This is a genomic window from Pigmentiphaga litoralis, from assembly GCF_048632615.1.
Taxonomy (GTDB): domain Bacteria; phylum Pseudomonadota; class Gammaproteobacteria; order Burkholderiales; family Burkholderiaceae_B; genus Pigmentiphaga; species Pigmentiphaga litoralis_B.
Window position 1 is genome coordinate 1449750 of sequence record NZ_CP184479.1, and the last position, 13618, is coordinate 1463367.

Consider the following 13618-nt stretch of genomic DNA (forward strand, 5'->3'; position numbering starts at 1 on the left):
TATCGTCACCCACCCCGAGCCCGCGTTGTCGTTGTATTGCCAGACACCTTCGGTCGCGGCGCTGGCGGCGTTGCCGACGATGGCAATCCCCCGAAGGCCGTGGATGCATTTCCGCCGCCGGGAATGTTCGCGCCGCCCGTGCTCTGGTTATCGGTCACGTCGCTATAGCCAAAACCCAGCCCGGCCACCGTCGCGCCGGACGGATTGGTGGCGTCCTCGACCGTGGCGGTCAGGGTGGTGTTGGCGCCCGTCGGCCGATCGTTGACATTGGCAACGGTCGTGCCGATGGTGCGGGGCGTGCCGGTATTGCTCCATGCGCCCGTGGCCGACGTGCCGCCGTTGCTTGCCAGGGACTTGGTATCCGATGCGCTGTTGCTGGTGGTGATGGCGGCGCTTGCGTCCGCGGCCACCACGCTCAACGTGCCCGGCGTTCCAAAAAGTTGGCGGCCGGCACGAAGCGGATGTCGCGGCTCGACGAAAACACCAGCGCATTGCTGGCGGTCAGCCCCGAGGGCGGGATGGTGATCCAGCCGCCCGCGCCATCGGACACCTGCCACGCGCCCTGCGCGGCGGTATACGAGGTCGAACCGATGATCGCAAGGTAGGAGAAGGCCGTGGCCGTGTTGCCCCCGCTGACGCCGGTGCCGGCGTTGGTCACGCCCGACTGGTTGTCGGTCGTGTCGCTATATCCCAGCGCCAGGCTGCTGATGGTCGCGCCGGTGCCAGGGACTTCTTCGGTGCCCGCCGGCAGCGTCACGTTGCTGCTGATCGTGGGCCGGTCGTTGGCGGACGTGATGGCGATGTCCAGCCGGCTGTTCGTGGTCTGCCGGTTGCCCGACACGCCGTCCAGCGAAGTGTCGGTTGTCGACACCGCGATGCTGGCGATCCCCACGGCACCTTGCAGGTTGGCGGTCGGCGTGAAGGTCAGCGTGCGCAGCGCGGTATTGACGTCGGTCTTGCTGCCCGTCAGCGTGATCGATGCACCCGACAAGGCGCCAGCCACACCGGTCGTCGTGCTGCGCGCCAGCGTGCCGTTGGTTGCCGTCAGCACCACCGTCATGGTCGACCCGAAGTCGTCCGCATCGGTGATCTGGATGTACTGGTTCGAGCCGTCGCGCACCGCGGTCGCGCCGGCATCTTCGGCCACGGTGAACGACGTTGGCAACACATTGACCGGCGCATCGTTGACTGATGAGGCGCGCAGCTCGACGCTGCCCACGGCCACGTTGTACAGCGCGGTCGCGGTCGCGGTTGGCGTGTTTACCGGGTCGGCCGCGAACGTGTCCGTGGCCGGCACGGCCGGCAGGCCCGGCTGCTGATTGACCGCGCCACCATTGGCGCCGCCCGTCAGCACACCGTTGGCATCGCGCGTCCGGTCATCGGCCAGGACCTGTACACGATAGGCGGCGTCCCGGTCACCTGTCACGGACACCGTCAATCCGGCCAGCGCCGTATTCACCGCGGCCACGGTGCCACGCAGCACCAGTGGCGCGGCCACGCCGCCATAGGTCGTATCGATAGTCGCGCCGCCGGCCACCGCGAAGGTCATGCCCGTGTAATCGGTGATCGGGGCGCCGGCCGTATCCGTCAGCCGCACGGTGACCTGGATGAAGTCCGTTTCGCCCGGCTGCACGCCGGCGGAATTGCCACCGAAGTCGTTGGCGTCCCCTACCGACACGCCAGTAATGGCCTGGGGCGTGCCATCGCCCGTCACCGCGACCGGCGAGCCGGGCATGGTGACCGTGGCCTGATCGTTCACCGCGATCAGGTCGAGCGCCACGGTGCGGGTGACTGGCGCATTGGCCACGCTGCCGCTCCCGACATCGCCGCCGATGGCCGCCTGGCCTTCCGTCAACGTGACGGTCAGGGTATCGGTATCGTTGAATTGCGACTTGCCGGTATAGGTAAAGCCGGCATCGAGCCGGGACTGGATGTCTGCCGCGGTGCCGACCAGCGTCACCGTTGCCGTGCCGCTGCCCGTGACCGTGACGCCGGTCTGGGCGCCCACGTCCAGCACGCCGTCCGTGACCGTCAGGGTCAGCGTGACCGGCAGCTTGAAGACATCCGATTCGACGTCGCTGATCTGTATGCCATTGCCGTTGGCCGCGCTGAACGTGAACGCGGTGTCCTCGGCCGGCGTTTGCGCACCCGGCACCGTGACTGTCTGCGGATCATTCTGGTTCGAAGCCCACACCACCACTGACTTGGCGCCGATGTTCGGATGGTCGGCCGGCACGGCGGCGCTGTACCAGTCGTACTCGGTGGCAGGCACCACGGTCGGATTGCCTGGCGGCGTCTGCGTCTGGTTGAGCGCGCCGCCGTTGGCCTTGACCTGCACGCCCGCCGTGCCGGCATCGGTGTCGACGAGCGCGCCGCTGGCCACATCGCGGACGCGGTCATCGGCCAGCACTTCGACCTGATAGATCGCATCGCGGTCATTGGCGAACGTGACGGTCAGTCCCGCCAGCGCACCGTTGACCTGCGCCCGCGTCCCCCGCAGCGTCAGCAGGGCTTGGTTGCCATTCTGCGTGGCATCGACCGTCGCACCGGCGCCGGCGCCATAGCCCAGCGTGACGTCGCTGTATGCCGCCTGATTGAAGGCGACGCCGGCTTCGGTCAGCAACCGCACCGTCACCTGCAGGAAATCGGTTTCGACGGGCGCCAGCGACACCAGATCCGCATCGGCCACGCTGAAGCCGACAACCGGGTTGTTCGCGGGCGTAAGACTGTCGATCACAATCTGCCCGGTCGGCGCGGTCACCACCGGCGCATCGTTGGTGGGCTGCACATAGATCCAGAAGGCGTTGCCGGTCTGTTCCTTGTCGCCGTCGGCAATGGTGAACTGGAAGGTGTCGTCGGGCGTGCCCGGATAGCCCGTACTGCTTGGCTCCGTGCCGTCATGGATGTAGTAGATCCGGCCGCTGGCGATATCCTGCTGCGTAAAGGACGAACCCACCCCGATGGTGGCAAAGGTCACGCCGTTGTCGGTCGAATACGCAATGCGGCCCTGCGCCGGCGCGGCGGTGATGCGGTATTGCACCTGCATCGCCGTCGAGTCCGGATCGTAGGCTTGCAACATCGCCGGCGTCAGCTGGACGAAGTCGCCTTCTTCCACGATGGTGAGCGGATTGTTGGCCGGCGCGCCGCCGATATTGTTGGGCGAGCGGCCTGCCGTGGTCGGGTCCGCCTGGGTCGGGTCGCGGGCGATTTCGGGCGCGTCGTTGATGCCCGTCACCGCAATGGCGACCGTGCCCACCGTGCTTTCGGCGCCGCGGTTGTCGCGGGCCACCACCGAGAAGCTGTCCGCGTTCGCTTCCGATCCATCGTGCACGTAGCGCAGGCCGGACGTGCCGGCGGCGCCGGTCACCAGGCTGGCAGCGAACAGACGTTGGCCCGTCACATCGGCAGCGGTCACGGCACGCCAGGTGCCGTTGTCATTCCATTGCAGTTCGCCATGCGTCGGCAGCGCCGTCACCCGAAAGCGCAGCGGATCCGAGCCGCCCGCGCCGTTGTTCAAGGCAAAACTGTCGTCGGCGCCGCCAAAGGTGACGTTTTCAAGATAGCTCTCGGCGCTGTTCGCGTCGTCGGGATCGCCAAAGCTCAATTGCCCGGTCGTGATGACCTGCGTGCCGCCTTCCGGCATCACGATGTTCGCGCCGCCCGTCGCGGTCGGCGCATCATTGACCGGGGTGACGTAGAAGTGGAACACGACGTTATCGGCGATCAGGGGTGCGCCGGTCGAGCCGCCACCCGCCGAGATCTTGAAGGTGACGCTGGACTCGAAGTCTTCGCCGCCATCGTGCGTGAAGGTGACGATGCCGTCGTTCAGATCCTGTTGCGTGAAGGTGCCGTAGGTTGCCAGCGGAACGCCGTTCTTGGCGATGACGCCGGCGGCATCCAGATTCGTGATCGTGTAGACGACCTGCGACGGCGACACACCGGTCGCCGTGTAATTGAGCATGATCGGCGTGGCGGGATTCCCGTCATCCCCCAGCAACACGACGCTGCCGCCTTCGGTCAGTTGGCCGATCGGCGTGCCGGTGGCCGGATCCGTGCCTGCATAGGCGGTCGTCAGTGTGCTGGCAGGCGCCGGGGTCGGCGCTACGGAACCGCCGGGGGCCGTGTAGACCGGTGTGGTCTGTACGAGGTTGACGGTAAACGCAAAGGTCGTGAACGCGGCGTTGGCGGCGGGGCTGTCATAGATGCCGCCTGGCCGCTCGAACTGCGCGCCCGCGCCGTCCCAGTGCAGCGCCACGGCGTTGTCCCGCACCTGGAAGCGGAACTGGTCCGACGGATTGGCGTCATTGCGCGTGGCGGTCTGCAGGTACTGCACCCGACCGTTGCGAACGTCATCCATCGTGAAGGTGGACCCGACATCCAGCTGCGCATTGTTGAGCAGGATCAGGCCGCTGGCCGGCAACTGGGTCAGCACGAAACTGAGCTGCGAATCGCCCGAATCCACATCCAGCGCCTGCACCATGGCGGATGTCAGCGTGACCCGGTAATCGTCGGCAGTCGACGCGGTGTTGTCAGCGCCCAGCGCGGTGACGGTGGCTTCGCGCGTGCTCGACGCCACCCAGGTCGGATCGTCGTCAACCGCGCGCACATTGATGGTGATCGTGCCGTTGGCCGTGGCCGGCACGCCCGTGCCGCCGCCCGCATCCGTCACCGAAACGTTGAAGCCGTCGGCGGGTGGCTGGCCGCCGGGACCGTCCACGCCGTCGTTGCTATAGGTCAGGCCTGATCGACTCGCATACGCCATCACGAAGCCCGCGCCTGTCAGGTCGGCCGCGGTCAGGTCGCGGTCGATGGTCGTCGTGACACCATTGATCGTGGCCGTTCCTGAAAAATGCAGCGTCCCATGCGTGGGCAGCGACGTGATCGCGATCGTCAGCGCAGCGTCATCGCCCGGATCTCCGCCACCGGTCGCCGTAATGAAATCGCCCACTACCGAGCGTGGCACGCCGCCGTCAGTCGCGTCGCGCGGCTGGCCTTCGAACACGCTTCCGCTGCCGCCAACGGTTGGCGCCTGGTTCACGGGCGTGATGGTCAAGGTCACGGTGGCCGTGTCGGAATTGGCCTGCGGCGTCGCGCCATCGTTCACGGACACGCTGAAAGTGTCGGCCGTATTCTGCGTGGCGCCCGTGGCAGTGTGGGTATAGGTCAGGCGATTGGCCACCACATCGGCCTGCGTGAACACCGAGCCCACGCCCAGCCGCGTACCCGACAGGCTCAGGTAACCCTGGGTCGTCGCCGACGTCAGCCGATACACGATCTGCGCGTTCATCTGCGTGCCGGCGGCCACTTCCGGATCCACCGGCACCAGCGCGGACGAGATGACCGTGCTGCCGATTTCGCTGACCGCCTGGTTGCCGTCCGCAACCAATACCGGATCGTTCGATGGCGTCACCGTCACCTCGATCGTCTTGGACGTGCTGAGCGGCGTGGCCTCGCCATCGGTCACGCGGACAGTCAGGCTGGTGGTTGCCGCCGTGGCGCCCAGCTCGACATCGGCCGCGGTAAAGGTGATCTGGTTGATCCAGGCATTCAGGTCCGCAGCGGTGCCGGTCAGGCGATAGCCGCCCGTGATCGCGGTGCCCTGCCCGCTCGCGTCGCCCAGGGTGCCCTTGGTCGTGTCGGCCAGCGTCACATCCACGGACAGGGTTGTCGACCCCAGTCCGTCATCGGCCACCGCCCAGCCGCTCAGGGTCGCGGTCGACGCACCGGGCCCGCCCGGATTGAGCACGCTGGGCTCGACCACACGAATCCCCGTCGTTGGCGCGGTGACCGACGGCGCGGCCAGCAGGTCCGCAAAGCTGGTCGCCCGAATCGCGGTGGTCTCGATCCCGCCCGTCTGGAATTCCAGCGTCCAGTTGCCGCCTCGTGACGCGGCGCCCGTGGCGTCCGTGGACGCGGCGACATCCGCACCCGTGGCCCGCGACAGGGCATCGAGGAAAGCCGCGCCCGAGCCGCCTTCGGCGATCGAGCAGCCGTACAGCAAGATATCGCCGTCGGTGGTCAGGTGGCTGCCGATCTCGGCCAGGCGCGTGGCCTCGCCGGGCAGGGACGCCAGGTTCACCGCGGCGCCGCCCAGTTGCAGTTCGCCTTCGGAACCGTGCGAAATGATGTGAATGGCGTCGACAGGCGCGCCGCTGGAGACGGTTTCGGCGATCTGTTCCAGCGCGTTGCGGCTGGCGTCGAGCATCACCACGTCGACGTCGGGCCGCACATTGGCGACGATCTGCTCCCAGCCCGTCACGGCCGGGTCGACGAATACGATTTCACGCCGTGGCGACGCGGCTTCATCCGATGGCGTGCGCGCCGCATCCTGCGCCGGTGTGCGGTCCGGGGCCTGGGTTGAACGCGCCTGGGTATCGGTGGGCGTGTCCTTGTGCCCGGCGCCGGCATCCTGCGGCTTGTCGGCCGCGACCGCTCCCGCTCCGTCAAACAGGGTCCGGGCTTCCAATGCCAGCAACTGCGTCCTTGGCGCAAACGCCGCATTCGACGAGGGTGAACGGGGATGTGCAGGCAAGGCGCGAGGCTGGGTCATGAAGCGGATCTGGGTAGCGGAATGCGTCGCACGTCCCTACAGGAATACGGTCCGTGCCTGGCATGTCGATTACGGAATAAGGACTACAGAAATTTACGTAGTCCAAATGGCGGAAGGGACTATAAGGCAACCGACCAAGCCTTCCTTTCGCTGTTACATGCCGGGTGTTGCGACATTCACGACTGCACGGATATCTGCACGAGGTTCTTGACGGATCGCGCAGAAATCTCACCGAAATCTCTGGAATTGCTGCAAAGCCAGTCTAAAACTGTCGCAAACCTGAATGCCCTGTTTCTTGCCGGCTTGTTACGAGGAAAAAAATTGCCTGACTAAACACTGACGATCGGCTTCCGCTTTTTCTTACAGTTTTTCTCAACACGCACTTGCTCGTTCGCACCATCGGTCCCGCCCACGCCGTCAGGGTCGCCGGTCCATTCCGCACGACCGGGACGCGGCTGCGTCCGATCGTTCGCGTCAACTTTCGCTACAGTGTCGCTTCTTCGACGGGACGGTTACGCATCGCATCCGCCTCGTGGATTTACTCATTCATTGACGCAAGGTGGCTCATGACGCCGACACATCCTTCCCCGCCACCCGCTGGCTTCACCCTCAAGGCCTTCGGCTGGCTCGCGCTGATCGTTCTGACCGTCGGCATCATCGCGATATCGATCGGCATCTATGCCGACGACCCAAGCAACGGCTACCCCTATGCGCTGAACGGCGCCACGCTGCCCGCCGCCTTTGTCATCTACCCCACCGCCTGGCGCGTCGGCGCCAGCATTGCCGTCCTGGCCGGCTTCATCACGTTCCTGGTCATGCGCCGGCGCATCCAGCGCGGGCAGCCTTTCCTGTCCCAACGCGCCCAGTCCGCCATCATGCTGATCGTTGCGACAGGGACCTTGTACGGACTGGTCAGCACGATGAATGTCGACAAGGTCGAAGAAACGGCCAAGCCGATCGTGACGTCGATGGCGCGGTAAGGCGCCGGCAAGGGCACTGCGCTTGGAGACTCCTTATCCAGATCTCGCGGCACCGTGACGTCATTCAGGCAATCGTTTGCCTGAAGACTTAATGTGCATACAATAAATCCGCGAATCACGTTCGATCCGGCCAAGGAAAGCGCAAACCTTGCCAAACACAAGACTTCGCTGACCGAGGCCGCCTATTTCGAGTGGGACACGGCAGTCACCCTGGAAGACGTCCGCCACTGCTATGTGGAAGAGCGGCTGATTTCGATCGGTTATATCGGCGCGCGTCTACATTGCCTTGTCTATGTCGTGCGCAATGGACAGTGTCGAATCATCAGCCTTCGAAAAGCCAACACGAGAGAGGTCAAGCGCTATGCCGAAACTTAAGCCTGGGACAATTCTGCCTACACCGGAGGAAGATGCGGCGATCGACGCTGCCGCGGCCGACGACTCCGCCGCTTACGTCATGACCGATGCCGAATGGGATGTAGCAAGTCGGAAGGCGCGCATCGGCCGGCCCAAAGCAGAAACTACGAAAGAGCGCATCACCATCCGGCTCTCCTCAGAGGTCCTTGCGCAGTTCAGGGCGACGGGCCCAGGGTGGCAGACGCGCATCAATTCGGCGCTCGAATCCTGGCTCGCAAGCCGCTGAAAGCGACAGCCCGCACAGACAGCCGCGCTAACAGCGCAGAAATACGACAGCTTGCACTCACACCAAAAGTTCGGGGCGTTGCTTGATCGCCCTCGGGTAATATGGCGACCGCTGTCCGCCCACGCCGGACGCCGCGCCGCATGTGCGCGAACGCAGCCCACCAAGGACGTTGCCGTTGCCCCGAGTCAGGTCGTCCCGTCGTCCCTTGTCATTGCGGCTCCTGCTGATCCTGCTGATCGGCGCGGGGCTGCTTCCGCTGGCGCTGCTCGGCATGTGGGGCATCAAGGCCGTCGTCAACCAGCATCACGCCGATCTGGAACGCGCCACGCTCGACATGTCGCGGGCGCTCGCGTCCGCCGTGGACGCCGAGATCGAAAGCACCGTCGCGGCCCTGGTCACCCTCTCCTACCATCCCTACCTGGCCGGCGGCCGGCTCGAAGAATTCTACGAAGTGACGCGCGATGCGGTGCGCGCGCGGCCGTACTGGCGCTCGGTCATCCTGACCGACGGCAAGGGGGGCATCATTTTCCGGTCAAGCATGCCTTACGGTTCGAACGGAGTGCGGCTGACGGACCCCGACAGTCTGAAGCAGGTGCTGGAGGAAAAGCGGTCGGTCGTGGGACAGGTCGGTGCAGGACAGTTCGGCGGCCTGGCGATGCCCGTGCGTGTGCCCGTCGTATCGGGCGGTCAGGTGCAGTACGTCGTGTCGGCGGCCTTGCTGCCCGACCGCATCCACGAAATCCTGCTGCGACAGGACATTCCGCCAGGCTGGGTGATCACCGTGGCCGATCCGCAAAATCAACGCCTGGCGCGTGCCCCGGAACACAGCGCCTTCGTGGGCAAACCAATCACCCCGTCCCTCATCGATCTGATGGCGGGCGTCGAGATCTCAGGCAACGGTACGGCATTGAATGGCGAGGGCATCGAGTCCGTCGCCGGCATTACCAAGCTCCCCCGCTGGGGGATATCGGTCATCGTCGGCGCGCCCACGTCCTTGCTTGACCGCGCCCTGTGGACCGCACTGGCCATGTACGCCGCCGCGCTGTCGCTATCCCTGTTCGCCTGCCTGCAGGCGGCGCGCGCCATCTCCCGCCGCATCATTGCGGGCATCAACGATCTGCAACAGCAGGCGGGCGACCTGGGCCAGGGCCGGCCGGTCCGCGCCCATCCTTGCGGCATTCGCGAGATCGACCAATTGGCCACCTCGCTGCAGGCCGCGTCGGTCGACCGTCTGGCGGTCGAGCAACAACGCGAAGCGCTGCTTGGCAACCTCAACCGGTCGCTGGGGTCGCTGCGCGTTGCGCTGGACCAGGCGCAGCAAGCCGCGCGCGCCAAGGACCACTTCCTGGCCGTGCTTGGCCATGAACTGCGCAACCCCTGGCGCCTATCGTCTCCACGCTGGACCTGATGGACCTGCGCGGCGGCGACATCTATCAACGCGAACGGCAGATCCTTCGCCGCCAGGCCACCCACCTGCACCGCCTGGTCGACGACCTGCTCGACGTGTCGCGCATCGTGCAGGGCAAGCTGTCCTTGAACACCCAGCCGGTGCTGCTGAACGCGCTGGTGACGCGGGCGCACGAGTCCATTCTGGCGACCGTACCAAGGCGGTCCGCGCCCCTGACGCTGGTGCTGCCGCCGCACGACGTCTGGGTGCAGGGCGACGAAGCCCGCCTTCAGCAACTGGTGGTGAACCTGCTTGGCAATGCCGTGCGGCATTCGCCGGATGCGCCCGTGCAGGTTCGCGTCGATGGCAGCGGATCGACCGCGACCATCGTCGTGACCGATGCCGGCACCGGCTTGAGCGCCGACGTCCTGGAAAAGATCTTCACGCCGTTCTATCAGGCGCCCCAGTCGATTGCACGATCGACCGGCGGCCTCGGCCTTGGCCTGACCATTGCCCGCAGCATCGTCGACATGCACGGCGGCACGATCACCGCGCACAGCGCCGGCCTTGGCCAGGGATGCGAATTTCGCGTCGACCTGCCTTTGAGCGGTGAAGCCATTCCCGCCGCGCCGTCCGTACCCTGGTCCCCACCGCGCCAGGCCGCGCGCATCCTGGTGGTCGACGACAACATCGATGCCGCCGCCACCATTGCCGAAGCCCTTGCTGTCTCCGGCCACGACGTGCGTGTCGCGCACTCGGCCACCGCCGCCCTCGCCATGGCCGCCGAATTTGCCCCTGCCATCGCCGTGCTCGACATCGGCCTGCCCGACATGGATGGCTTGACTCTGGCTCGCCGGCTGCGCGCCAGCGGCCTGCCCAGCGACCTGGTGCTGATCGCCATTACCGGTTACGGCCAGCTGGAAGATCGCCAACGCGCGATGCAGGCCGGTTTCGACCTGCACTTGACGAAGCCGGTCGCGATCGGCGCGCTGCTGGACGGGATCGAGACCATCAGGGCGGCGCCAGGGACCTAAGCGCGTCCCACAGGCGCGTCCACACGCCCGTCCCACAGGCGCGTCCCGCAGGGCGCGTCCCGCAACGCGGGGGATCACGCGCCGCGCCAGCCTGCGCATGCGATCAATTCCGTGCGCCGACCGGCTTGTCCTCCAGTTCCCCGATGCGCCGCGACGCGTCCTGCAGGCGCGGCACGACGCCGAGCACGGTCTCGCGCTCCTTTTCGGTGTTGGGCGACAACAGCAGCAGGCTGCCCACGACCTGCCCGGCCACGGTCAGCACCGGCACGGCCAGCGCCAGCACCTTGGCATTGCGCCGCCCCACGGTCGCGGCATAGCCTTGTTTGCGGATCGCAGCGAGCGCACCGCGGAAACTTTTCCAGTCGTCACCCAATCCGGCGTCACGGATTTCGGCAGCCTTGGCCAGGTACAACGCACGGATCTGATGGGGCGCCAGATAGGCCAGGATGGCCTGCGATCCGGCGCCCTGGAACAAGGGCAGCACCGATCCCCGCCCGCGATAGATCGGCATCTTTTCCTTGTTGTAGACAATGTCGTTCGCGCCGACCTGATGCGTGCACAGCACCCGGTCCTTGAACAAGGTGCACAGCAGCAGCGTACGGTTCTGGCATAGGTCCGCCAGATCCGCCATCACGACCTTGCCGGCGTTCAGCAGCGGATCGGAATTCTGCAGCAGCCGTTCCAGTTCGATCACTCGCGGGCCCAAGGCATAACGACCCTTGCCCCGCTGGACCAGGAACCCGCGCTCCCCCAGTTCCTGCAGATAGCGATAGGCCGTCGACCGGCCCACCCCAAGATGTTCGGCAACGCCGTCGATCTGGATGACCGTGGCGTCGGGGGAGAACAGGTCGAAGATGTCGAGCATCCGGGACAGTGCGCTGCCCCCGCCGCCGGGGTCGGCCGGACTGGACAGTGCGTCCACCGGATCCGAAGTGTCTGAAGTCGTGGCAATACGTGGGGACATCGGAGGCCGCAGTCTGGAAGAAGGGCCCAATGATCGCACAGCGCTGCATCCTGAAAACGCCTCTCGCCGCGAAAAACAATTTTTCTCGTCTTGTAGGAAATAATTTCTTCCGATATTCTTGGAAAACCTAATCGGAGGCAACATGACCCAGAACAGACAGGAAGTACTGAACGACTACGAGGAATACAAGGCCCAGGGCCGCATCTGGGGCCAGGTGCCCGTTGAACGCATCACGAAGATCAAGTTCCCGCGCACGCCCAAGGAGGTCATCGACCGCTACCTGGCGCTGCCGGACCTGACCACGACCGTGTCCGATCTGCTGGACGGATTTGGTGTGCAGAGCGTCATTGCGGCGTCCTACATCAAGCCGTTGATCGAGGGAAAAAATCGTCGGCAATGCCGTCACGCTGCGCTCGATTCCGGAACGCAAGACGCCCACCCAGGGCTACATCGACAAAGAACCAATCAAGATGTCGACGCGCGAGATCTACTATCTTTCAGAGCCGGGCGACGTGCTGGTCGCGGACTTTGCGGGCAACCTGGATGTCTCGAACATGGGTGGACAGTCGGCCCTGGTGGCCAAGACCCACGGCTTTGTCGGTGCGATCGTGAACGGCGCCGTGCGCGACCTGCCCGCCATCCGCGAGATCGACTACCCCGTCTGGGCCGCCGGCGTGACCCCGATTACAGGCAAGTTCCGCATGGAAGCCATGGAGATCAACGGACCGGTGCGTGTGCACGACGTGGTCGTGTATCCCGGCGACCTGATCGTGGCCGACGATTCCGGCATATGTGTGGTCCCGGCCGAGCATGTCGTCCCGCTGATCGACGAGGCCGAGCGAGTGGGTGGCGCCGAAGACCATATGCGCGCCCTGATCGAGTCCAAGGCGCCGATCTCCGAATTGCGTCCGTTTTTCCGCAAGCGTTACGACTAGACCTGCTCCAGCAGGCAGGGGCCGTCCGCGCCCCGCTTTCCCTTCTCCAGGAGACACCCATGTTCTCAGCTATCCGCATGCTGGGCGCCCTTGCATGCCGCGCCCTGCCCTTGCTGGCCGCGGCGGTCACGACAGCCGCGCTGCCCGCCGCCGCCGTGGCGCAGCCATATCCTTCATCTCCCATCAAACTGGTAGTGCCCTTTGCCCCGGCCGGCGGGACCGACGCCGTGGCCCGGGCCGTCGCGCAGTCGCTGTCCAGGCAGTTGGGCCAGACGGTCGTGGTGGAAAACCGGCCTGGGGCCGCGGGCGCGCTTGGCACCATGAACGTGGTGCGCGCCAAGCCCGATGGCTACACCCTGCTGCTTGGAAGCAACGGTCCGATAGCGGTCAGCCCGAGCCTGGATCCCAAGCTGCAATACGATCCCGCCCGCGACCTGGTGGCGGTGGCCGGCATTGCCGCCGTGCCCTTCCTGCTCGCCGCGAACAAAGACCTGCCCGCCAACACAGTGGGCGAATTGCTGGCCCTGGCCCGTAGCAAGCCCGGCGCCATCAACTTTGCGTCCCCTGGCACGGGCACGACCAACCACCTGGTGGGCGAACTGCTCAATACCATGGCGAAGGTCAACATGGTCCACATTCCCTACAAGGGCGCGGCGCCCGCCATGAACGACGTGGCGGGCGGCACGGTGCAGTTCATGTCCGGCGATATCAGCACCCTGTTGCCCATGATCCAGGGCGGCCGCTTGAAAGCCCTGGCGGTGACCGGCGCTGCACGCAGTCCCTTGCTGCCATCGGTGCCGACCGTGGCCGAAAGTGGCGTACCCGGATTCGAAGCCAACGGATGGTTCGGTTTGTTTGCACCGAAGGACACGCCCAGGGACGTGGTGACCACCTTGTCGGGCGCGGTCCGGCAGGCCCTGGCCGACCCCGAGGTGATGGAGCGCATCGCCACCCTGGGCGGCGTCACGATGCCCATGCCGTCAGACACCTTCACGGACTTTTCCGCAAAGGAGCGGACCAAGTGGAAAAAGGTGATCGACACCAATCAGATCAAACCGGGCGAGTAGGCGGGGCTGACTATCCGCCTACCCCGGAAGCGCCGGTCAGTTGCGAGATACTGCAGCCGTT

The 13618-nt window shown here is 65.7% G+C and carries 11 protein-coding genes; 7 read left to right on the forward strand and 4 right to left on the reverse strand.

Annotated elements, in window-relative coordinates:
- Window positions 1–5: 5 nt before the first annotated feature.
- Together ACNANG_RS06365 and ACNANG_RS06370 are read right to left on the reverse strand one after the other, a co-directional pair.
- On the reverse strand, window positions 6–419 hold the full coding sequence (locus tag ACNANG_RS06365; protein WP_420226477.1) for a hypothetical protein: 414 nt from the start codon (window positions 417–419) through the stop codon (window positions 6–8).
- Window positions 416–6550 (reverse strand): cadherin-like domain-containing protein, encoded by a 6135-nt coding sequence (locus ACNANG_RS06370; RefSeq protein ID WP_420226478.1) that lies wholly within the window; start codon window positions 6548–6550, stop codon window positions 416–418. The genes ACNANG_RS06365 and ACNANG_RS06370 overlap by 4 nt, the downstream gene beginning before the upstream one ends.
- A 566-nt stretch (window positions 6551–7116) precedes the next feature.
- Between ACNANG_RS06370 and ACNANG_RS06375 the strand changes: the two genes are divergently transcribed.
- From ACNANG_RS06375 to ACNANG_RS06395, 5 genes are all read left to right on the forward strand, one after another.
- Window positions 7117–7530, forward strand: a complete 414-nt coding sequence (locus tag ACNANG_RS06375) for a hypothetical protein (protein WP_420226479.1) — start codon at window positions 7117–7119, stop codon at window positions 7528–7530.
- Window positions 7531–7623: 93 nt separating this feature from the next.
- Window positions 7624–7905: a BrnT family toxin gene (locus tag ACNANG_RS06380; protein ID WP_420226480.1), complete on the forward strand. Its 282-nt coding sequence runs from the start codon at window positions 7624–7626 to the stop codon at window positions 7903–7905.
- A complete protein-coding gene (locus ACNANG_RS06385; protein WP_420226481.1) occupies window positions 7892–8170 on the forward strand; it encodes a BrnA antitoxin family protein in 279 nt (92 codons plus the stop codon). The genes ACNANG_RS06380 and ACNANG_RS06385 overlap by 14 nt, the downstream gene beginning before the upstream one ends.
- A 205-nt stretch (window positions 8171–8375) precedes the next feature.
- Window positions 8376–9578 (forward strand): hypothetical protein, encoded by a 1203-nt coding sequence (locus ACNANG_RS06390; protein ID WP_420226482.1) that lies wholly within the window; start codon window positions 8376–8378, stop codon window positions 9576–9578.
- Window positions 9578–10591, forward strand: coding sequence for an ATP-binding protein (locus ACNANG_RS06395; RefSeq protein ID WP_420226483.1), 1014 nt, complete (start codon window positions 9578–9580; stop codon window positions 10589–10591). The genes ACNANG_RS06390 and ACNANG_RS06395 overlap by 1 nt, the downstream gene beginning before the upstream one ends.
- A 103-nt stretch (window positions 10592–10694) precedes the next feature.
- On the opposite strand, the gene ACNANG_RS06400 is transcribed toward ACNANG_RS06395, so the two are convergent.
- Complete coding sequence (locus ACNANG_RS06400; protein WP_420226484.1) at window positions 10695–11555, reverse strand: IclR family transcriptional regulator; 861 nt, start codon at window positions 11553–11555, stop codon at window positions 10695–10697.
- Between the two features lie 127 nt (window positions 11556–11682).
- Window positions 11683–11961 carry a hypothetical protein gene (locus ACNANG_RS06405; RefSeq protein ID WP_420226485.1) on the reverse strand — a complete coding sequence of 93 codons (279 nt, stop codon included), beginning with the start codon at window positions 11959–11961 and terminating at the stop codon, window positions 11683–11685.
- 10 nt (window positions 11962–11971) lie between these two features.
- Between ACNANG_RS06405 and ACNANG_RS06410 the strand changes: the two genes are divergently transcribed.
- Both ACNANG_RS06410 and ACNANG_RS06415 read left to right on the forward strand, forming a co-directional pair.
- The gene (locus ACNANG_RS06410) at window positions 11972–12490 is read left to right on the forward strand and encodes an RraA family protein (RefSeq protein ID WP_420227465.1); all 519 of its coding nucleotides are present in this window, start codon (window positions 11972–11974) and stop codon (window positions 12488–12490) included.
- Between the two features lie 59 nt (window positions 12491–12549).
- Window positions 12550–13557, forward strand: coding sequence for a Bug family tripartite tricarboxylate transporter substrate binding protein (locus ACNANG_RS06415; protein WP_420226486.1), 1008 nt, complete (start codon window positions 12550–12552; stop codon window positions 13555–13557).
- Window positions 13558–13618 lie beyond the last annotated feature (61 nt).

Bases quoted from the DNA above. Each gene is read 5' to 3' on its own strand.
- ACNANG_RS06370 (WP_420226478.1), bottom strand. From the start codon at position 6,550: ATGACCCAGCCTCGCGCCTTGCCTGCACATCCCCGTTCACCCTCGTCG.
- ACNANG_RS06375 (WP_420226479.1), top strand. From the start codon at position 7,117: ATGACGCCGACACATCCTTCCCCGCCACCCGCTGGCTTCACCCTCAAG.
- ACNANG_RS06415 (WP_420226486.1), top strand. From the start codon at position 12,550: ATGTTCTCAGCTATCCGCATGCTGGGCGCCCTTGCATGCCGCGCCCTG.
- ACNANG_RS06385 (WP_420226481.1), top strand. From the start codon at position 7,892: ATGCCGAAACTTAAGCCTGGGACAATTCTGCCTACACCGGAGGAAGAT.
- ACNANG_RS06395 (WP_420226483.1), top strand. From the start codon at position 9,578: ATGGACCTGCGCGGCGGCGACATCTATCAACGCGAACGGCAGATCCTT.
- ACNANG_RS06400 (WP_420226484.1), bottom strand. From the start codon at position 11,555: ATGTCCCCACGTATTGCCACGACTTCAGACACTTCGGATCCGGTGGAC.